The organism is Patescibacteria group bacterium, from assembly GCA_028716665.1.
Taxonomy (GTDB): domain Bacteria; phylum Patescibacteriota; class Patescibacteriia; order UBA2591; family JAQUPP01; genus JAQUPP01.
Window position 1 is genome coordinate 80735 of record JAQUPP010000001.1, and the last position, 20664, is coordinate 101398.

Here is a 20664-nt window from a genome sequence, read left to right on the forward strand (position 1 = left end):
TATTATTTAAATTAGAGTGCAAGAAACAACAATATCTTTGGTGTTAAATCTCATTAATCTCACTCCTTGAGTCGCCCGGCCGGTGGTAGAAACGCTTTTAAGCGGCAAACGTATAACTTGGCCCAGATGAGAAATCAAAAGCAAGTCTTTGTCTGAAATTTTATCATCCACCACAATCGCTCCGATAATTTTCCCGATTTTATCAGTAACCTTGGCGGTTTTGATTCCGCTGCCGCCCCGGCGCTGCAAACGATATTCTTTAAGGGGCGTCATTTTGCCAAAACCGTTTTCCGCCACGATTAATAATTTTTTATTGGCTATTTCTTTGGTGTCAATTACCCCCATTCCAACGATATAATCATCTTTCTTAAGTTTCATTCCTCTGACGCCGCTCGCCACCCGTCCCAACGGTTTTAAATCTTTTTCTTTGAATCTAACCGCTTGCCCGTGAGCGGAAACCAAAACAATTTCATCATTAGGAGCGACCAACTCAGTCCAATCCAAAGAATCATCATTTTTTAATTTAATGGCAATTAATCCTGATCTGCGAACATTATCAAAAGCGCTTATTTCCAATTTTTTAATTGTTCCCTGTTTTGTCACCATTACTATCCAGCGGGAATTTTTCAAATTGGAAGAAGGCAAAACCACGGAAACTTTTTCCTGATCGCTCACTTCCAAAAAATTAACCAAAGCCTGGCCCTTGGCCGCTCGGCCGGTTTGCGGAATCTCGTGAGCTTTTAATTGAAAAGCTCTGCCCTTGGTCGTAAAGAATAATAAATTGGTGTGAGTGGTAGTGGAAATTAATTGCTTCACTTGATCTTCATCTTTCACTTCCAGTCCAACCACGCCCTTGCCTCCGCGGCTCTGTGATTTAAAGCTTTCTGAAGCCAATCTTTTAATATAACCGTCTCGGGTAATAACCACCAAGGTCGGTTCATCAGGAATTAAATCTTCATCGCTGAATTTCCCTACTTCCGTGGCCACTACTTGTGTTCGGCGATCATCACCGTATTTTTCTTTTAATTCTTTTAAATCTTTTTTGACAATTTCCAAAATCATTTTTGGAGAAGCCAATAATTTTTCCAATTCTTTAGCAAAGGCTAATTTTTCTTTCAACTCATCCTTAACCTTACTTCTTTCCAAATTCGCCAATTGATGAAGTTTCATTTCCAAAATGGCATCCGCCTGAAGATCACTTAGGCGATATTTTTTCATCAAATTAATTTTGGCTTCATTCTTGTCTTGAGATTTTTTAATCAATTTAATAATTTCATCAATATGATCAATGGCGATTTCCAATCCTTTTAAAATATGAATTCTGTCTTGAGTCTGTCTTAAAATATATTCCGTGCGCTTGCGAATGATAATTTGGCGATGATCAATATATTCTTCCAAGATTTCTTTAAGACCGAAAACTTTCGGTTGAATACCCTCGGAAAGCGCCACCATGTTAACATAAAAAACCGTTTGCAAAGAAGTCATTTGAAATAATTTATTCAATACTTTTTGCGGGAAAGTTCCTTTTTTAAGCTCAATCATCACTCTTATTCCTTCTTTACCTGATTCATCGCGAATATCCCTGATATCATCTATTTTCTTATCTTTAACCAACTCTGCCATTTTTTGAAGCAAGTCGGATTTATTGACTCCGTAAGGAATTTCATGGACGAGAATTTGAAAATATCCCTGTTTTGTTTCAACAATTTCTGTTTTTGCTCTGACCACAATCGGTCCTTTGCCGATCGCGTAAGCTTGCTTTATTTGATTGACGTCAAAAATAAGACCGCCGGTCGGGAAATCAGGTCCTTTCACAAGTTTAAAAATTTCATCAATTTCAGCATGGGGATGATCTATTAATAAACCGATTGCATCGCACAATTCCCCTAAATTATGCGGTGGAATATTTGTGGCCATACCAACGGCAATGCCCATTGAACCATTTAAAAGTAAGTTGGGTAATCTGGCCGGTAAAACTTGCGGCTCAGTTAAAGTACCGTCGTAGTTTGGCGTAAAATTAACTGTTTCTTTATCAATATCCAAAAGCATTTCATCAGCAATAGCGGAAAGTCTGGCTTCAGTGTAACGATGAGCCGCTGCTCCGTCGCCGTCAATTGAACCGAAGTTTCCTTGACCGTCAATCAAAGGATAACGCAAAGAAAAATCTTGAGCCATTCTGACCATTGAATCATAAACCGCCATATCGCCGTGCGGATGATAATGACCAAGCACTTCACCGACAACCGTAGCTGATTTTCTGTATTTAACCGAATGTTTCAAACCCATAGAATGCATGGCGTAAAGAATGCGGCGATGAACCGGTTTTAAACCATCTCTGACATCAGGCAAGGCACGAGCGACGATTACACTCATAGCATAGTCAAGATAAGAAGTTTTCACTTCGTCTTCCAAAGATTGTGTATCTATTCTCCCCGTTATTATCTCATCTGAAGGTTCTGGCTTGACTTTTGACTCTTTATGGGGTAATCGATAAATTTTTTTGTGTTTGTTCTTCATATTCTTCTAAAACTTTTTTCTTTAAACGATCAACTTCTTCATTGGTCATTAAATCTTTTTGAAGAAGCGGAGACTGTTTTATTCCAAGACGCGCTTCTTTAAATGATTTATTAACTTCAGAATATGTCTTTTTAATAATAGAAATAAAGGAATCTTTTTTGTCAATAATTTGAAAACTGTATTTTAAACTGAAAATCCAGCCTATGAAAATAAGAACTGTAAGTGAAATTACCATAGTCCATAATTCCACTGTCTTATTTTGAGGAGCTTTTTTCATAATCGCTTGTTATTATTTCGGCTCCAAAATAATAACTTTATTTTCTATCAGTTCCAAATCTTTTTTATGTAAAGATAACTTTTCCATGGTTTCTGGATTTTTAGCGCCCGCTTCTTTTAAAAAGTTATCAAGAGGATCTAAAGATACCTTAAGTCCTTTAATTTTATAACAGCAAGGAATGGTAATTCTGGGTTCAATCTGATGAACGACTTTTACCGCTTTTTCCGCATCAAGCATGCCTTTTCCGCCAATCGGTATCAATAGAATATCAATGCCGTCTAATTTTTCCAACTGACCGTCTGTTAATGTTTTATTAATTTCTCCCAGAACTCCAATTCTGATATTATCAACAATAATCTGATAAATGGTTAATGATTTTTTATCATCACTGGCATCCGTGCCGTAAACAAATATATTTTTTGATTCATACTCTCCCGGGCCGGAAATTAAAAAACATTCATCTTTTGAATCTTTCTGGGCGATTTTTTCTTCTTCCGGATTTGTTAATACCAAAATTGTGGCCTTATAATTAGGTCCTCTTAATCCCGCGTTTCTCGGGCTATAAGGATCAATTAAAACAACCTTCTCTCCTGTTTGAATTTTAAAACAAAATTGTCCGTACCAACTGATAATCATTTTATTGTAAATAATTTATTATATAATTTTAAATATTTTTTCGCCGATTGATGCCAAGAAATTTGGCTTATGGCGTTAATTTGGATTTTTCGCCAAATTTTTTTATTTTGATAAAATTTAGAGATTTTATCCTTTTGTTAAGACCTGACAAATCATTGTTTAATTTTACATTTTTTACAGTATCGCGCAAGCCTCCTGTCGCCCTAATAATGGGGATTGTTTCAGAAGCGGCAAATAAAATTTTCATTGTTGATTTTAAAATAATCCCAAACTGAATTTATATCAAATCCCCATTCTTTGGGTAAAATACCATGGAAATCCGAACCGACGGTAATGGTTAAATTTAATTCCTTGGCTACTTTCTGCCAATGTTCGTTACTCCCCCATGAATGATGACTGGAAATCGCCTCCAGGCCGTCTAATCCCATTTTTTTAAGATCTTTAATTATATCTTGATCATGCCAAGCGAGCTGCTGCCCAGGATGAGCTAAAACCGCCTTACCATGGGCCTGCTTGATTAATTTAATGGCTTGTTTAATATCCAATTCGGTTTCCGGGCAAAGAGAAACGCCATTTTTAAAAAAATATTTTTCAATAATATCAGTCAGAGAAATAATTTTTTTAGGAGTCCAATTAAAATTTTTTCTGATTCTATTTTGATTTTGGGGATATTTTTGAAAAACTCCGGCCAAGTTTGCCACGCCGATATATGGAGCTTTTATTTTAAAAACTTCTCTCTCGTCCATTTGCCATCCGTCTTTTTGAAGAATTCTGATTATTTTTTTAATTTTTAAAAGATGAGATGCTTGCAATTCTTTTAAAACCGAATTGAATTTTTTATTTTTCAAATCAAATCCGTAACCCAAAAGATGAAGATGCTTGTCTTTAAAATGAGTGTAAATTTCCACGCCGGTTATGACTTTAATTTTTAACTTTTTGCCTTCTTCTTGAAACTCTTTTATTCCGTCAATTCCATTATGATCAGTTAAAGATAAAAAATTAAAACCTGCCTGCTTGGCTTTTTTCATTAAATCTTGAGGCGAATAAACGCCATCCGAATAATAAGAATGCAAATGTAAATCAATCATATAAATTAGTTTATTAGTTATTCGTTTTTTGTTATTAGTTTTTCTCCTGCTTGTTTTAATAAAATTTCAATCCCCTTGGCCTTATTCTCTTTGTTTGATTCAACTAAGGCTAAAATCGCCGCCATTTCCAAAATTTTTCTTATTTCAAAATAGAGCAAACGAGTTTTAATTTTTTTATCTTCCAGCTCCTGTTTTGTAAAATAATTTTTAAAAAATAAATTTCTTATTTCTCGCGATTGTTTTTTAAATTTTGGCGCATAATAACGGAACATTGAATCATTCTGGGCTAAAAATCCGCCTACATCTTCCAAGGGGTCCCCCCAAAAAGCATAACTGAAATCTATGATTTTAAATTTCTTATCTTGAGAAATGATATTTCCCCAATGCAGGTCCCCATGGACTAAACCGAAATTATTTTTAAAAATTTCTTTATGTTTTCGCCTGAATTGCCAAAGTTGCTTAAGTAAAGAACTGAATTTTGGATAAAAATCTTTGGCGCATTTCTTAACCAAAAAATACCAGTGCCGATATTCCCACTTTTCGCGTTTTAAAGTTTTAATCGGCAAAAAATCCGGCTTTTTGGACGAGATATTATGCATTTTTCTCAGACAACGAATAATCGGCTTGATTAAATTTATTTGATTATTAATTTTTCCTTGAGCCATTGAATTCTCCAATGAGAAGCCGGGCGTTTCCAAATAAAAATATATATTTAGAGACGGGTCATAATCTAAAAAATGAGGAATATTCTGTTTAAAACCTTTGCTTTTCAACCAGTTTAAAGTTCTCCACTCCCGATACGGTATGTCCTGCCGACGATGAATTTTAGCTCTGATATTTTTTGCCCCGCGGCTTGTTGCCAGCGTATATTTTAAGCTCATATTGCGGTATTTTCCGCAAAAATTTCTGACTAATTCTATTTGAAGATCCAATAGTTTCTCGCCCTTAGTTAAAAAATTTTTTCTTCTTTTCTGAAAAAGAAGAAGCATGTGTTTTTTATTCAAAGATTTTTTGGTGCTGAAAGTGCGAGGTAATTTGATAAAAATCATAGATTAGCTTATTAGGAATTAGCTTTTTAGCTTATTAGGAAATTATTTTCTAATGCCTAAGAAGCTTATTTTGATGTATAACCGGAAATTTTAAATTTAAAACCAAATCCTTCCGCGGTTGGTTTATATGGAATCTCAACAAATAATTGCCCTGCTTTATTCTTCTTGAAAAAAATCGGCGACCATCGATTGGCTTCCGCCAAAAGCGCTAATTTTAAATATTTGCCATTTGCAGAATCCGATTGTTTTAAAAGCTGCAAAAAATCATTAATCAAACTTCCCGACTTAACGATTATTTTCAGTTTTCCTTTTTTATGTTGATAGTCGCATTGTCCTTTTTGTTGATAATCGCCGAATTTGGAGAAACGCAGTAAGCTCATGGCGTCCCAACCGAATTCTCCCAGCCAATATTCTATATATATGGAAGGCAATTCGCAAAGATAAAAATTATTATATTCATCAAAAGAAAAACCCAGGGGATGAGTATTTTTATTTCTTTTTTTAAAAGCGATTTTAATCAATTTGAAAAGTTCTTGCGGCTGTTTTTTTAAAAATTCTTTATCTTTGTGATTTTCAAAATATTCTTTGGCGAATTTTGAAAACTCTCCCGGCGCATATTCCCAGTAACCTTTTAAAGAAGGCAATAATCGGGTGGTTCCCAAATCGTCAACCACGTGCATAACATCATAAATATCCATTCCGTTTTTCAATTTAAAAATAGCGTCGCGCCATTTTATCGCTTTTTCCAATTCTCTCAATTTAATCGCCTTATTCATCTCGTCTTCAAACTCCAAAACCATCGAGCTGAAATCAGCAGCCATAACTCTCTCTTTGTAGGGTCTTAATTTTACTGTTTTAAAAGCCTGGCGATGCGCTTGCCTGATTAATCCGGATCTTTGATATTCAAAAGCCAAATCAATAATTGCGCGATAATAATTTTCCGATTTTTCTTTTATTTTATGGCTTATTTTAGGAATCAAAAAAACAATCTTTTTTAAATTAAAAGCGCTTTGCTCTATCATTTCCAAACTCCACCAAGGCTTGGCCGAAGCCCACCAATATTGATCACTAGACAATGCCTTATCCAATTTATCTCTGATTTCTTTATAATTAGCGACATTTTTATCCAATTTTGAGACTAAATCAATTACAAAATAAGTAAGTTCCCACTGATGGCAATGAATCGGATTCCCCGGATTTTGCCAAAGAGTGAATGGGTGTTGTTTTTCTTTTTCCAGCCAAAAATCCTGCTCCTCAGAGCTCCAAGTGCAATCCCGAGGAATAATTTTTTCATTATTTGTTGAAAAATTTTTAATCAATTCCGAAATAAAAACTTTTTCAATTTTTTGATCCTGATAAATTTCGAAAAGTAAATTCTCCAAACCCGGACGATGATGACCAAATGTTTCGCCGTCCATTACCGTCAAAAGATAACGGTCTTTTTTAATTTCATCTCCGATTTCGCTGGTCAAAGATTTAAAATTTCGGCAAATGGCCGAGAGAATCAAATTGCTGATTCTTTTATCGCGAAAAATAATTTTCAAATGATTCAATTTTTGAATCGGATAAATTTTTTTAAAATCCGGTTTTTGCGGCGAAGCCAATTCTTCAGCGACAATCCATTTAAAACCGCATTCTTCCACAACTTTTGCCACTTTTTCGCTGTAAGCCAATTCGGGTGAAAAAAATCCTTTTGGCTGCCAATATTTTCCGAAATATTTTTTATTGGTTTCATTATTCAAAAGAATTTGCCTTTTAATTTCTTCTTTCGGCAATAAAGGCAAAAAGGGGTGATATTTAACCCCTCCGGTGAATTCAATTTGTCCGCGCTTGGCAAAATCTTTTATTTGCTCAATCACGTCTTGATAGCCGTTTTTCGCCAATAATTCTGTTAATCCGGCGCTGATATTAATGGTAATTTTCGCCCGGGGATTAAGAGCCAAACCGCTGATTATTTTACGATAACTTTCATTGACTATTCGCTCTAAAATATCCAATTGCTGGCTTGATGGTTGATAAAAATGTAGAAAAATAGCCCATTTCATATCAATATTATATCACTATTTTAAAAAATATAAAAGCCAAGAACTGATTAAATATCAACTCTTGACTTTTATATAAAAATTTATTTTCTCAATTTTTTAACTATTTTACGATATAAAATCACGTATTTTTTAGCCGGTAATTTCCAAGAATATGACTCTCTCATCGCTTGGCGGACTATTTTTTGCCAAATATTTTTTCTTTTATAATTTTCCAAGGCCCTGGCGATGGTAAACAATAAATCCTGAGGATGATAAGTGGAGAGGACAAAACCATTGCCGCGTAATGTTTGCGGATTGTAGTCAACAATCGTGTCGGAGAGCCCGCCCACTTCGTGAACAATCGGGATTGAACCGTAGCGCAAACTGATCAATTGCGAGATTCCGCAAGGTTCAAATCGCGACGGCATTAAATAAAAATCCGAAGCGGCATAAATTTTCCTTTCCATGTCTTCTTTAAACGGATAAAAGAATAATAATTTCTTCGGGTGTTTCTTGGCTTTTTTTCTGAAAAACTCCGTATAATTTTCATCTCCACTGCCGACAATGGCTATCTGAAGATTTAATTTCAAAAGAAAATCCAAAATTTGGATAATCAATTCAAATCCTTTCTGTTCGGATAAACGATTTGCCAACCCGATTAAAGGAATTCTCGGATCAATTTTCAGACCAAACTTTTTTTGGAGAATAATTTTATTTTCCACTTTTTTTTCCAAAGAATTGGCGCGATAATTTACATAAAGAGCCGGATCAAAACGAGGATTGAAAACCGTATAGTCTATGCCATTAATAATGCCATAAATATCTTTTAATCTTTGCTTTAAAAAGAAATCCAATTCACAACCGAATTGCGGGGTTAAAATTTCTTGAGCATAACGCTCACTGACTGTATTGATAACATCAGCATAAATAATCCCCCTCTTCATGAAATTTATATTTTGCAATTCCTCTACGGTGTTGGGTAGTGGATTTTTCCCATTATCTCTTTGTTCTTTGGGAATTTTCCACCAATCAGTTGGCGATTGCCAATTTAAATTATGAATCGTCAGCAGTGTACCGACATTTTTCAAATCAGGATCTTTTTTATATTTTGTTTTCAATAAATAAGGAACCAATCCGGTATGCCAGTCGTGAACATGAAAAATCTGCGGATCAAATTTTAAAATTTTAACCAATTCTATGGCCGCTAAATTAAACAGATAAAATCTCAAGCCGTTATCCGGATAGTCGTAAATTTTTTCTTTATATCTGGAACCGAATAATTTTTCCTGGCAGACAAAAAAAACCGGATATTTATCCGGAGAAATGATTTTTTTAAAACCAACTTGATAATTTCGGCCAGCCAATTTAATGGATATTTTATACGGCAAATTTTCAATCGGCCAATTATTTTTTTTAATTATGCCGTAATAAGGGGTGATAACAATTACTTTGTACCCCAAGCGATAGAGAGAGCGCGGTAAATATCTGATTACTTCGCCCAACCCGCCGGTTTTTGAATAAGGCGATACCTCAGCGCTGATATGAACAATTTTAAGGTTTTTTTTCATATTCACCTGCTAAAATTAATCCAAGAAATTCTTCATTTGCGCTCCGGCAATAGCGATTGCTAAAGCGTCAGCCGCATCGTCGGGCCTGGGAATTTCCTTGAGCCTAAGCACCAATTTGACCATTTTCTGAATTTGCTGTTTTGAGGCCTGTCCATAACCTGTTAGGGCTTGTTTAACTTGCAATGGTGTCAGTTCGCAAACCGGGACGTCATTTAAATCCGCACTCAAAACTATCACCCCTCTCGCTTCCCCGACTTGAAAGGCTGTTTTAACGTTTTTGGCAAAATAAATTTTTTCTACAACAATTTTTTCAGGTTTGTATTTTTTAATCAAAATTTTCAGTTCATTGAAAATTTTAGACAATCTTTTTGCAAAAACGGTTTTAGACGAAGTAAGAATACACCCGTAATCTATGGCTGACCATTTATTATTGCCTTCTGTTTTAATCACGCCGTAGCCGGTAGTGGCCACGCCAGGATCTATACCTAAAATAATCATAAGCTAAATGCTAATCACTATAAATTATGAGTTTGTAAAAATTTGTATGGAATTATTATTTGTAACGATTCGCATTTAATTACTCAACATTAGAATAACACTCTTCAACATCCTGATCGTCTTCAATTTCTTCAATAATAGTTTCCAATTTTTTTTGAATTGATTCATCCACTTTAATCGGGTCTTTGGCAACCCATTCTATATCGGCATAATCTATTTTTATATTTTCTTTTTCCAGACCTTCTTTAATTTTTTGCAAATTTTCTGACTTGCAATAAATCATTAATCCGTCATCTTCGGGTTTAACATCATCAACCCCTAAATCAATAATTTTTAATTCCAAATCATCTAATTTTATGCTGCTTTCCGGTGAAACAGAAGCTCGAATCACTCCCTTTCTTTCAAACATCCATAAAACAGAATTTTGACCGCCCAAAGAACCGTTATATTTATTAAAAATGCGCCTTAAGCTGCCGGTAGTTCGATTTTTATTATCAGTTAAAGCCTTAATTACAATCATTATTCCTTCAGGGCCAAAAGCTTCATAAATAACTTCTTCAATTTGTTCTCCTCCCAATTCGCCTGTTCCTTTTTTAACGGCCCTCTCAATGTTGTCTTTTGGCACATTAGCCTGTCTGGCTTTTTCCATAGCCAGGCGAAGCTTAAAATTAGAGACAGGATCGCCGCCGCCTTCCCGGGCGGCAATAGTAACCGCATGCGCCATTTTAGTGAAAATATTGCTTTTTTTAATATCTAAAGCCCCTTTAAAATGTTTTAATTTTGCCCATTTGCTATGTCCACTCATATTAATTTATTTTAATATTTAATATTACAATATTATAGCATAATTTAAATTATAGACAATATTCATTACCCGTGTTAAAATGATACCATGTTAACATGCTAAAATAATATCATTATGACTATTTTAGACGATTTGAAACAAATTAGAAAAATAGACAAATTAAAAATGGCTGACTTCATTTCTGAACTGCCGGAACAATGTTTGGCGGCTTATGAGCAAGCTCTAAAAATATCTCTGCCCAAAGATTGTCATGAAGTGAAAAATATCATTATCTGCGGCATGGGTGGATCGGCTATTGGCGGTGAATTGGCTAAAGATTTGGTCCAAAATAAAATTACTGTTCCGATTATCATCAATCGTGATTTTAATTTACCGATTTTGGTTGATGAAAAAAGCTTGGTGATTCTAGTCAGTTATTCCGGCAATACTCAAGAAACCATAAACTGCTTTAAACAATCCTTAAAAACAAAAGCAAAAAAATTTGTCATTACCGGCGGCGGTGAATTGGAAAAAATGGCAAAAAAAGAAAATTGCCCTATTTTTAAATTTAAATATTCGGCGCCTCCTCGGGCTTCTCTGGCCTATTTGTTTATACCAATCTTGGTTATTTTTGAAAAAATGGGTCTGGTAAATTTAAAATCATGGCAAATTACCGAATCTTTAAAAGAACTTCAAAAAATCAATAAAAATTTTAAACCTGAAACATTGACGGAAAAAAATAAAGCCAAATTCTTGGCTTATTCTGTTTTTGATCGCCTGCCGATTATTATCGCTCCATCTCATTTTTCTTCTTTGGCTAATCGTCTGAAAAATCAATTGGCGGAAAACGGTAAAAATTTCGCTTTTTCCGAAACCTGGCCGGAAATTTTTCATAATTTCATTGAAAGTCGTCTACCCTTACGAATGGAAGACGATCTTATTTATTTATTTTTGGACGATTTAAATCAAGATAAAGAAATTAAAAAATCTTTAATATCTTTTCAAGATTTATTGGATAAAAAAAGAAATTACAAAGAAACAATTTCTCCTTTTGGCGAAAATTATTTCACTCAATTTTTATCTTTTATTTTAATAAGCGATTGGTTAAGCTTTTATTTGGCTATTTTGAATCAATCTGACCCCACCCCGGTTGAAAACATTAATTGGTTAAAAAAACAATTATAATGCGAGCGCTGAGAATTGTATATTCTTATATAATAAAAAATTGGTCCTGGCTCAGTTACTGGGTCATTTTTAGTCTTGGCTTTATTGTATTCCTTTACATCAATATGGCTCCTCCTTGCATTTTAGATGGAGATGGATTTTATCACGTCAAAATAGCTTTAATGTTGAAGGAAGGTAAAATAATCCAAGATTTTCCTTGGACGCAATTTACAACTTATAAAGACCTTTTTGTTGACCACCATCTTGGTTATCACTGGCTATTGGTTCCATTTTTATCTTTGCCAACGCCGAGCAACTTAGACGCTTTTTCGGCCGAAATTGATCCTTTAATTAAGGCAAAATTAGCCACAACTTTCTTTGCCGCCCTGATATTTGTGATAATTTATTGGTTTTTTCGCTTTCTTAAAACAAAAAAATCCTTGATTTGGACACTGCTCTGTTTCTTGGTTCCTGTTTTTTTAGTCAGACTTTCTTTTGTTAGAGCGCCGGCAATCTCAGTCGGTATTTTAATTTTGGGATATTATTTGATTTTAAAGAAAAAATATTTACTTCTATTTTTGCTTTCTTATTTATATGTTTTAACTCACGGCGCTTGGCCTCTAATTATTGTAGTAACCGTTATTTACGGCCTTGCCGGTTCTTTAAAATATTTGATTAATCATCTTTATATTTTAAAACTGAAATCTGAAAATAAAAAAATAAATATTTTTACTTTTTGTTTTTCGCATTTATGGCGAGGATTTTTCAAAAAGAATAATTTAAAACTGATTTTTTCTTGTATTCTGGGATCGACTGCCGGACTGATTTTAAATCCTTATTTCCCTAAAACTCTTCCTTTTTATTGGTTCCAAACCGTCAAAATAGCAATTTTAAATTATCAAAGTAAAATCGGTGTCGGAGCTGAATGGTATCCCTACCCCATGGACAGCTTGGTTTTTTTCAATTTACCAATTTTTATTCCTTTGGTAATTTCCATCGCCTGGTTTCTCACTTTTATAAAAAAACAAAGGAGGACGGTTTGGTTTTTCTTTTTACTTTCTGTTTTTTTCTTTTTATATACTTTGAAATCCAGAAGAAATGTAGAATATTTTATCCCGGTGGCTATTTTTTTCAGCGCCCTTATATTCAACCAAATAATTAAAAAAATAAACTGGCTGAAAATTAAAACCCAAATTAAAAAAAATTTTCAAGGATCTAATAATATATTTTATTTTATCTTTACGGTATTTTTCATTATTTTAAGCGGTTATTTTTTAATAAATTATATTGATCAAAGTATCTATCAATTGCGGAGATCTGAGCTCGACGACCCGTCTATTAATCACCTTCAAAGAGCTTCTGGGTGGTTAAAACAAAACAGCCAACCGCAAGAAATAGTTTTTCAAAGTAACTGGGATATTTTTCCCCAATTATTTTATTTTAATAATCAAAATTATTACATTAATGGGCTGGACCAAACCTTCATGTACGAGAAAGATAAAGATCTATATAAAATATGGTTGAATTTGGTTTCCGGCCGCGCTGATCCTCAAACTGCTGCTCAAATTATCAAAGAAAAATTTCATGCCTCTTATATTCTTTTGGACAAACAAGACAAAGAATTCGCCAATTTGCTGAAAAAATCAAAATTAGAAAAAACTTACGAAGACGACGAGGCGATTATTTATAGAGTAGGGGTAATTTCTCCTACTATGCAATCTCCCTCGTTGTGATTATAAATTAGAAGAATAGAGTTGTTTATATTTATGCCAAAAGTTAATGTTTCAAAACAATTTTTTATATTTGGATTATTAACTGAAATAATTTATTTGTCCTTTTATTTTATTGAACCATTAAGAAAATATTTAGGCGATCAATGCATTACTCTCTGCAATGATCGCCTATTTTTATTAATAGTTGGATTATTAATTCTGGCATTAATTTTTTACATTTTTGGTTACAAACAAGTAATTAAAAAGAATGTTAATTTAAAAACAATTATCATTTTTTTTATTATTTTTAATTTGACCTTATTGTTTATTTGGCCAATCGGTTCAACCGATATATTCACTTATATTTATCAATCCAGGGTTTTATCAGTACATCACGCCAACCCATATTTAACGCCTTATAGCGCATTTCCTAACGACAGTTTCTATCATTTGATCAAAAATTCATGGTCAACAAACACAACGCCGTATGGGCCGTTTTGGACGATTATCAGTAGCATATTAAGTTTTATCGGGAAAAATAGTTTATTGTTTTCCCTGCTGATTTTCAAGCTCTTTTTTATCTTGATTAATTTTTTAAATCTTTTTTTAATTTATAAAATTTCAAATAGCGCCAAAGCTGTTTTTCTTTATGCATGGAATCCTTTAATTTTATACGAGTTCGCTCTTAACGGACATAATGACGTCTTAATTATTTTTTTCGTCTTACTTGGTTTGCTTTTCTTTTTACGCCAAGATAAAATAAAAAATTATGTTTTATCTTGGATTTTTTTAATGTTTTCTGTGTTAATTAAATTCTATACAATTATATTCTTGCCGATATTCTTTTTAATCTCTTTGTTTAATCTTAAAACAAAAAAAGAAAAACTGTATTTTTCCTTAACGGCCGTTTTAACAACCATAATAATTGCAATACTTTGCTTTTTACCTTTTTGGGGCGGCTTAAAAGGTTTCTCCGGGGTCAAAACACAGCTTCTAAAAACAGAAATGATATTTTCATCAATTGCAATATTAATACTTTCATTGCTGTTTTATTTCTTGCATCTAAACAACTATTTCAATTTAGCCAATATAATCGGCAAAATAATATTTTTAACTTCTTATTGCGCAATAACAGTAAAAATATTTTTTGATCACTGTAAATTAATTAAAAATGATATTTTAAAATACTGTTTTTTTGTTTATTTTATTTTTATCATAACCGCGGTCAGTTGGTTAATGCCCTGGTACCTTGTTTTATTGATAGTTCTATTGATTTTAAATTTAAAAAACAATACTCTTCTTTATTTTATCACTCTCTATGGTATATTATATTACACTATTCTCAGATAATTAAATGAAAAATATATATAAAAATTTATTATTGACAATAAAAGACAAACTGGCAGTTAACAGCTGGTGGCTGTTTTTATTTTTAATTTTATTATTTTTCCATTGGGCTCGCCTCCCCAGCAGTGACGAAGGGGTTGTCACAAACGGTGCGTGGAATTTAATAAATCACAAGCAATTATATATTGATTTTTTTGAATTTATCTCTCCGGGCAGCTTTTATTTAATTTTTTGGTTTTGGGAAATCTTTGGTATTCATTATTTTATAGCTAATTTTTTGGCTATTTTAATCGTTTTTTTGAGCTCAATAGGCATATACAGAATCACTCAAACAATCTCCAAAAACAAATTCAATCGTTTTTTTCCTCTTGTTTTTATCATCGCTTCCATTTATTGGCCGATTATCAATCATAATACCTTTAACATATTTTTCGTCATTTGGGCTGTTTATTTTTTTCTCAAAGGATTATCTGATTATTCAAAAAATAATTTTATCATCAGCGGATTATTATCCGGCTTGTCTGTCTTATTTCTACAGCAAAGAGGAATTGCCTTGCTTCTGGCTTTATCGTCATTTTTAATCATATTTTTAATTAAAGAGAGAAAATATTTATTATTAAAATTAAATTTTTATTTTCTCATTTTTTCCTTTCTCCCGCTTCTACTTTTACTGAAATGGCCTTTAAAAATATTATACGAAAATTTAATTATCTTTCCTCTCCTCAATTATACGGAAACGAATAAATACCCTTATTATTTATTCTTGTTTTTCTTGGTCATTTTATTTTTAGTGATCTGGTTTTTAAAAAATGAGAAATCCAAAAAAATTTGGTTGTTATTTTATGTTCAGTTTTTTCTGCTCCTATCTGTTTTGCCACGGCCTGATTTTTATCATATTTCTTTAATTATATTCCCCCTTTATTCCATTTTCCCCGTATTATTGGGGGAAATAAAAGGAACCAATCTCTTGGGAAAAACCGTTTATTTTATAATATCATTGGTCGTCTTATTAATTATTTATCCTTCAATACTGATTATATGCTCCCAGTCCCTTTTCTATTCGGTAAAAAATGATAAAATTATCTCTTATATAAGGGATAATTGCCCGGGCACTTATTTGTATGCCGGCCCCTTTATGCCTGATATTTATTTTGAAACAAAAAAAATAAACCCTACCCCATATTCTGTTTTGATAACCAATCAGCAAACTAAAGAACAATTTCTGGAAGCGAAAAAAATGCTCGAAAAATACCAGCCAACTTGCGCCGTGTTGAACTATAATATAGTGGCTAAATTTAATTATGATAAAAATAACCCGGTTGACAATTATATTTTAAATAATTATAAACCGAGTTTTCAAGATGGGGACACTTATGTTTATAGAATTTTGCCTGCCAATTTATAACGAAGAAAAAATATTAAAAAATAACATTTTAAAGCTATTGAATTATTGCAATAGTCAAAATTTTAATTTTGACTGGCAAATAATTATTCTTAATAATGGCTCGACGGATAATTCTGAAAAAATTTTACGAGAATTGAATAAAGAATATCCTCAAAAAATAAAGATAGATAACATCCAACAACCGGGCAAAGGACGAGCTATAAAGTTATATTGCCTAAAAAGCCAAGCTGATATTATTGTTTATATGGATATTGATTTGGCTGTTTCTTTAAAGAATATCCCTGACTTGATTGATCCAATTATTAAAGAAAGATATGACTTGGTGGTTGGATCCAGATTGTTGTCGACTTCAAAAATAGAAAGATCTTTTATCAGAAGTTTAAGTTCAAAAGTTTATAATTGGTTGTCAAAAATATTGTTTAATCATAATCTCTCCGACCTGCAATGTGGATTTAAAGCGATTAAAGCCGATATTTTTAAAAAAATTATCCCTTATATTAATGACAATAAATGGTTTTTTGACACGGAATTAATTATTTTTACCAAATATTTTGGTTATAAAATAAAAGAGATACCGGTTGATTGGCAAGAAAACAGGTATGATCAAAGAAAAACCAAGGTTCGCTTATTGAAAGATAGTTTTAATTTTATCTTGAATTTAGTAAAATTAAAAATGCGGCTTTATAAAGGGTTTTAAACCCTTTACTTTTCGCTCGCTTGATAATAAAATCCGCAAATAAAAAATATCCAAAAAATCAATAAAAAATCTAAAACCCTCTCATAACGAGAGGGTTTTAGATTTTAAACCTAAATTCTTTACTTTAAGATCCCAAACCAATTTTTTGCGGCGGGTTTAATGAATTAATAACAAAAGTGGCAATCGCGTAGGATAAGAGAATAATCACTAATCCTACTATTGCGCTAAGCATCAAGGCCTTAGCCTGACTAATTTGTTTTTCCTGACCACCGGAAATCATCCACATTACTCCGCCAACTATCAATAAAATTGTCAGAATTAATCCGCTTAATCCGAGGATAATCTTAACAATTCTACCTATAGAAGTCGGTAAGTCAGTGTTGGATTTAAGATTGGCTTGCTGACCGGTTTGATTCAAAAGTTGTAAAGAATCTGGCTCCTCGGCTAAAACATTCGGTCTAACCATATTCGGTAACCAGATACTGATTAAGAACACGGCTATCAACAAGATATAAAAGACCTTCTGCTTTTGGTCGAGTTTTTTCATATTCAATTTCACTTATTATTAATTCGTAACATCTTGTATTCTTGCAGTAAGATAACTGGCAACAGCATAGGCTAAGACAACGATAATAATACCAATTACACCAGCAGCCATTAATTTCTTGGCTTCAGCAATTTTAGTTTCATCGCCACTTGAAGTCATCCATTTAAAACCACCGGAGATAATGATGACTGCGCAGACTAAACCTAAAAAGCCCAAGACAATGCTCATAATTCTACCCATGGCGGTAGGGAGGTCGGTATTACCATAATTCGCGGCGCTGCGGAAGTTCTCTAAACCATTGTTCATTTCTTGCGCATTAGCGACTAATGGCATAACTAAACCCACCACTAAGACCAAAGTCATTGCTAATAAACATTTTTTCATTTTATTTTTCCTCTTTCGTCCAACCTTTTAAGTAGGACGATTTATTAAAAAAACGACCTTGAAAGTTAATATTTAATTAAAGACTAACTATAATATTATTAAATCACCTTAAAAGCTCTTTGTCAATTTGGATTTGTGGATAAAGTTTATCCATAATCACAACTATTTATTTATTTGCGAAAGCTTTTAAAAGAAATTCGACTATGGCGTAGCTTAAAAATATGAAAGCCATACCCAGAATTGCCCAAACAATAGCGTTCTTGCCGGTCTTTATTTTATCCGCATTACCACCTGAAGTCATCCAAGTAAAACCTCCATAAATAAACATTACTAGAGCGATAACACCAACAAATCCCAAAATATATTTTAAAACATCACCAATAATAACAGGGATGGATCGATGACCCAATGGTTGAGGTAGCTCTAACTCTTCTTCGGACACAACTGTATTGGCAGTATTAGCAGCATTCTGTGCCATACAAGGATGAATCAATAATAAAGAGCCAACTACCAAACAATTTAAAATTAAAAGAAAGTAAAATTTTTTAGTCATAAAGTTGTATATTTTATCGCAAACCACTAAAGAATTCACGATAATCATATACCCTTTAGTGGTATATGATTTTAATTAATTTTCTATTTTGTTTCTTTACAGCAGATGGTTGTTGTGCCTGAACATTTACCTGCACTGCATTTAAAACCTTCCACTTTATTGTCTTTATAATCATTATATCTGGATCCCGCTTCAATACATGAACCATCGTCAACTTGATCAACCTGACATTTTTCTTGCGATAAATAACTTTCCGTGTGGAGGGCCTGCATTAATGCTTGGACTATAACATAGGCGCTTAGAACTATAACCATTCCAACAACCGCTCCCATAATAATAGCCTTGCCTTTTTTAACTTTTTCTTCAGAACCGGCAGAGGTCATCCATGATATTCCGCCAAAAATAAACAGAACCAAAGCAATCACTCCTAAATATTTTAAAATTATATTGGCAAGATTTAAATACAACCTTTCGAAATCATTAACCGTACAATCGCCGCAACAAGCGCAAATCGGTTGATTAATTAATCCACCCACATGACAATTCGTTACATTATTGGTTCCCTGACAGAAACAATCACATTTTTTCCCTTCGTCTTCGACGCCACAAGTACAACTGGAAATTATATTTTGAGTTTTTAATACACCGTTTTCAGTAATATTTTTTGTGCCGATAATTCTTTCGTATTTTTGAGCATTAGCAAAGCTGCCGATTGAAATTAAAAAAATGGCGATAAAAATTATAAAAATTATTTTTTTCATACCAAAATTATTTTAAAATTTAAGTTTGAGCGGAGCGAAAACGCAAAATTTTTAACTATAATTTTGAGTACCCCCTCCTTTATCTCAACGACAAACTTTCAATAATCGTTAATGCAAAAGGCGAAGCCGCTCCGCTTATGGCGTATCTTAAAAAGGTAAACTTTCGATGGAGTAAAGGAGGGGGTAAAGGTTTTCTAGTCAAATTTTATTCGTCCTCTGGACTCCAAAATTTGAAGAAAGCCCTTTATAAAGTTAAATTTACTTTTTGAACGCAATAATCAAGGGCTTGTTTAATTTCTTTTGTGCCGGTTAAAACATTTCTTACCATCTCCTTAAAAGATTCTTCCACTAAGGAATAATTTTTCCCTTGATACCAAGTTTGAGCCGTTAGCACGCCTTTGACAAACGGAGCTAAATCAAAATCTTCCAATTGAAATTGAATTAAAGAACGAATCGCGGTCGGATGCTTGGTTTTTTCCAAGAAAGTTTTATTATTCGCTTCTTCAGTGGCATATAAAAGAAACGCCCAAGATTCATCAGGGTGAGTATTTTTTTTGGAAATTGTTTCTATCGGATAACTGGCAAAATTAACCTCTTTTAATGATCCGGTAATTTGCGGGGCTTTAATAATATCAAAATTTAATTTTGGCGCTTTTTCTTTAATGGTCGGCAAGAAATCAGAATAGCCGAACAAGAAAGCTGTTTTTCCTTGAATAAAAGCGTCTAAAGAATTTGTCATTTTTTCATTCCAGCAATAAATTTCTTTGCCCGGTGTGGCAAAATCAGTATAAAATCTTAAAGCTTCTTCGCCCGGGAAATAACTTGCGTCATCAACCGCCGGACGATTAAAAGATGCTTGGCCGCTCTCGCTAATCATGGTTGTGCCATTTTGCAGCATTAAAAGAGATAAAATATCCGACAAATTGGCGACATTATCAATTCCGCCTAGAGCTGTTCCTGATTGCACAAAATTACCATCTTTATCTTTGAATGTCAAAAGCCTGACGTCATCGGCAAATTCCTGCCAATTAGCCGGCGGATTAACAATACCGGCATTATTTAAAAGTTCTTTATTATAATAGAGAACTAAAATATCAAGGGATAAAGGCAAACCGTAAAGTTTATTATCAATAATCACATCCTTTGGCACCGTATCAACATATTTTTCTTGCAGTTCTCTTAAAACAGGGGTTTTCTTTTTTTCTTCAACCACTTTTGTTTCTTTTTTGAAAGTTCCGGTGGTCACTTTTCTGGCCAAGGACAATTCATCAGGAATATTCAACGGTGAAATCTTGGTTTGATATTTTCTTAGCCAAGTATTGGGAATGGAAAAAATATCCGGCCCCTTATCTTCCGCCCAAGCTTCAAGTAATGTTTGCTCATATTCTTCCGGTCTGATTAATCTGTAAGTAATGGAAACATGAGGATATTTCGCGTGAAATCCATTGATAATACTGTCAAAAGCGCCTTGATCATCAGTTGTTCGCCAATAAACTAAATTAATCGGCTGAATTTTTTCTGCCAATTTTTTAGGAGTACCCGCGCAACCAAAACCGGTGGTTATCAAAAAAACAGCAGTTAGAAAAATTACAGCAATTTGTATTTTTTGTTTTGACATACCCGCCTAAATTTTTATTAGTTTAATAATATTAA

General features: G+C 33.3%; 19 protein-coding genes. 5 read left to right on the forward strand and 14 right to left on the reverse strand.

Annotated features, from left to right (window positions below; translation table 11 throughout):
- Positions 1–6 precede the first annotated feature (6 nt).
- The 9 genes from gyrA to PHF10_00490 form a co-directional block, all read right to left on the reverse strand.
- A complete protein-coding gene (gene gyrA / locus PHF10_00450) occupies positions 7–2517 on the reverse strand; it encodes a DNA gyrase subunit A (GenBank protein ID MDD5534209.1) in 2511 nt (836 codons plus the stop codon).
- The gene (locus tag PHF10_00455; GenBank protein MDD5534210.1) at positions 2477–2794 is read right to left on the reverse strand and encodes a hypothetical protein; all 318 of its coding nucleotides are present in this window, start codon (positions 2792–2794) and stop codon (positions 2477–2479) included. Before PHF10_00455 ends, gyrA begins: the two co-directional genes overlap by 41 nt.
- Positions 2795–2806: 12 nt before the next feature.
- Positions 2807–3430, reverse strand: coding sequence for an MBL fold metallo-hydrolase (locus PHF10_00460; GenBank protein MDD5534211.1), 624 nt, complete (start codon positions 3428–3430; stop codon positions 2807–2809).
- 221 nt (positions 3431–3651) lie between these two features.
- Positions 3652–4518: a PHP domain-containing protein gene (locus PHF10_00465; protein ID MDD5534212.1), complete on the reverse strand. Its 867-nt coding sequence runs from the start codon at positions 4516–4518 to the stop codon at positions 3652–3654.
- Between the two features lie 17 nt (positions 4519–4535).
- Complete coding sequence (locus PHF10_00470; GenBank protein MDD5534213.1) at positions 4536–5567, reverse strand: aminoglycoside phosphotransferase family protein; 1032 nt, start codon at positions 5565–5567, stop codon at positions 4536–4538.
- Positions 5568–5632: 65 nt separating this feature from the next.
- Complete coding sequence (locus PHF10_00475; GenBank protein ID MDD5534214.1) at positions 5633–7612, reverse strand: hypothetical protein; 1980 nt, start codon at positions 7610–7612, stop codon at positions 5633–5635.
- A gap of 80 nt (positions 7613–7692) precedes the next feature.
- Entirely contained in the window at positions 7693–9159 is a 1467-nt protein-coding gene (locus PHF10_00480; protein MDD5534215.1) for a glycogen/starch synthase, read from the reverse strand.
- Between the two features lie 15 nt (positions 9160–9174).
- A complete protein-coding gene (gene ruvC, locus PHF10_00485) occupies positions 9175–9657 on the reverse strand; it encodes a crossover junction endodeoxyribonuclease RuvC (protein MDD5534216.1) in 483 nt (160 codons plus the stop codon).
- A 79-nt stretch (positions 9658–9736) separates the two neighbouring features.
- Complete coding sequence (locus PHF10_00490; GenBank protein ID MDD5534217.1) at positions 9737–10462, reverse strand: YebC/PmpR family DNA-binding transcriptional regulator; 726 nt, start codon at positions 10460–10462, stop codon at positions 9737–9739.
- 114 nt (positions 10463–10576) lie between these two features.
- Between PHF10_00490 and PHF10_00495 the strand changes: the two genes are divergently transcribed.
- The 5 genes from PHF10_00495 (at position 10577) to PHF10_00515 (ending at position 16766) form a co-directional block, all read left to right on the forward strand.
- A complete protein-coding gene (locus PHF10_00495; GenBank protein MDD5534218.1) occupies positions 10577–11626 on the forward strand; it encodes a bifunctional phosphoglucose/phosphomannose isomerase in 1050 nt (349 codons plus the stop codon).
- A 104-nt stretch (positions 11627–11730) separates the two neighbouring features.
- Positions 11731–13338, forward strand: coding sequence for a hypothetical protein (locus PHF10_00500; protein MDD5534219.1), 1608 nt, complete (start codon positions 11731–11733; stop codon positions 13336–13338).
- Positions 13339–13371: 33 nt separating this feature from the next.
- Complete coding sequence (locus PHF10_00505; protein ID MDD5534220.1) at positions 13372–14667, forward strand: hypothetical protein; 1296 nt, start codon at positions 13372–13374, stop codon at positions 14665–14667.
- A 1132-nt stretch (positions 14668–15799) separates the two neighbouring features.
- A complete protein-coding gene (locus PHF10_00510) occupies positions 15800–16069 on the forward strand; it encodes a hypothetical protein (protein MDD5534221.1) in 270 nt (89 codons plus the stop codon).
- The gene (locus tag PHF10_00515) at positions 16038–16766 is read left to right on the forward strand and encodes a glycosyltransferase (protein MDD5534222.1); all 729 of its coding nucleotides are present in this window, start codon (positions 16038–16040) and stop codon (positions 16764–16766) included. The genes PHF10_00510 and PHF10_00515 overlap by 32 nt, the downstream gene beginning before the upstream one ends.
- A gap of 124 nt (positions 16767–16890) precedes the next feature.
- On the opposite strand, the gene PHF10_00520 is transcribed toward PHF10_00515, so the two are convergent.
- The 5 genes from PHF10_00520 to PHF10_00540 form a co-directional block, all read right to left on the reverse strand.
- The gene (locus PHF10_00520; protein MDD5534223.1) at positions 16891–17313 is read right to left on the reverse strand and encodes a pilin; all 423 of its coding nucleotides are present in this window, start codon (positions 17311–17313) and stop codon (positions 16891–16893) included.
- An 18-nt stretch (positions 17314–17331) separates the two neighbouring features.
- The gene (locus PHF10_00525; GenBank protein MDD5534224.1) at positions 17332–17697 is read right to left on the reverse strand and encodes a pilin; all 366 of its coding nucleotides are present in this window, start codon (positions 17695–17697) and stop codon (positions 17332–17334) included.
- A 166-nt stretch (positions 17698–17863) separates the two neighbouring features.
- On the reverse strand, positions 17864–18298 hold the full coding sequence (locus tag PHF10_00530) for a pilin (protein MDD5534225.1): 435 nt from the start codon (positions 18296–18298) through the stop codon (positions 17864–17866).
- A gap of 35 nt (positions 18299–18333) precedes the next feature.
- Entirely contained in the window at positions 18334–19011 is a 678-nt protein-coding gene (locus PHF10_00535; protein MDD5534226.1) for a pilin, read from the reverse strand.
- Between the two features lie 244 nt (positions 19012–19255).
- On the reverse strand, positions 19256–20629 hold the full coding sequence (locus PHF10_00540) for an extracellular solute-binding protein (GenBank protein ID MDD5534227.1): 1374 nt from the start codon (positions 20627–20629) through the stop codon (positions 19256–19258).
- Positions 20630–20664: the final 35 nt, after the last annotated feature.

Excerpts from the sequence above, each read along its gene's own strand:
- gyrA (MDD5534209.1), bottom strand. The coding sequence starts at position 2,517 with ATGAAGAACAAACACAAAAAAATTTATCGATTACCCCATAAAGAGTCA.
- PHF10_00455 (MDD5534210.1), bottom strand. The coding sequence starts at position 2,794 with ATGAAAAAAGCTCCTCAAAATAAGACAGTGGAATTATGGACTATGGTA.
- PHF10_00460 (MDD5534211.1), bottom strand. The coding sequence starts at position 3,430 with ATGATTATCAGTTGGTACGGACAATTTTGTTTTAAAATTCAAACAGGA.
- PHF10_00465 (MDD5534212.1), bottom strand. The coding sequence starts at position 4,518 with ATGATTGATTTACATTTGCATTCTTATTATTCGGATGGCGTTTATTCG.
- PHF10_00470 (MDD5534213.1), bottom strand. The coding sequence starts at position 5,567 with ATGATTTTTATCAAATTACCTCGCACTTTCAGCACCAAAAAATCTTTG.
- PHF10_00475 (MDD5534214.1), bottom strand. The coding sequence starts at position 7,612 with ATGAAATGGGCTATTTTTCTACATTTTTATCAACCATCAAGCCAGCAA.
- PHF10_00480 (MDD5534215.1), bottom strand. The coding sequence starts at position 9,159 with ATGAAAAAAAACCTTAAAATTGTTCATATCAGCGCTGAGGTATCGCCT.
- ruvC (MDD5534216.1), bottom strand. The coding sequence starts at position 9,657 with ATGATTATTTTAGGTATAGATCCTGGCGTGGCCACTACCGGCTACGGC.
- PHF10_00490 (MDD5534217.1), bottom strand. The coding sequence starts at position 10,462 with ATGAGTGGACATAGCAAATGGGCAAAATTAAAACATTTTAAAGGGGCT.
- PHF10_00495 (MDD5534218.1), top strand. The coding sequence starts at position 10,577 with ATGACTATTTTAGACGATTTGAAACAAATTAGAAAAATAGACAAATTA.
- PHF10_00500 (MDD5534219.1), top strand. The coding sequence starts at position 11,731 with ATGGCTCCTCCTTGCATTTTAGATGGAGATGGATTTTATCACGTCAAA.
- PHF10_00505 (MDD5534220.1), top strand. The coding sequence starts at position 13,372 with ATGCCAAAAGTTAATGTTTCAAAACAATTTTTTATATTTGGATTATTA.
- PHF10_00510 (MDD5534221.1), top strand. The coding sequence starts at position 15,800 with ATGCCTGATATTTATTTTGAAACAAAAAAAATAAACCCTACCCCATAT.
- PHF10_00515 (MDD5534222.1), top strand. The coding sequence starts at position 16,038 with ATGTTTATAGAATTTTGCCTGCCAATTTATAACGAAGAAAAAATATTA.
- PHF10_00520 (MDD5534223.1), bottom strand. The coding sequence starts at position 17,313 with ATGAAAAAACTCGACCAAAAGCAGAAGGTCTTTTATATCTTGTTGATA.
- PHF10_00525 (MDD5534224.1), bottom strand. The coding sequence starts at position 17,697 with ATGAAAAAATGTTTATTAGCAATGACTTTGGTCTTAGTGGTGGGTTTA.
- PHF10_00530 (MDD5534225.1), bottom strand. The coding sequence starts at position 18,298 with ATGATTATCGTGAATTCTTTAGTGGTTTGCGATAAAATATACAACTTT.
- PHF10_00535 (MDD5534226.1), bottom strand. The coding sequence starts at position 19,011 with ATGAAAAAAATAATTTTTATAATTTTTATCGCCATTTTTTTAATTTCA.
- PHF10_00540 (MDD5534227.1), bottom strand. The coding sequence starts at position 20,629 with ATGTCAAAACAAAAAATACAAATTGCTGTAATTTTTCTAACTGCTGTT.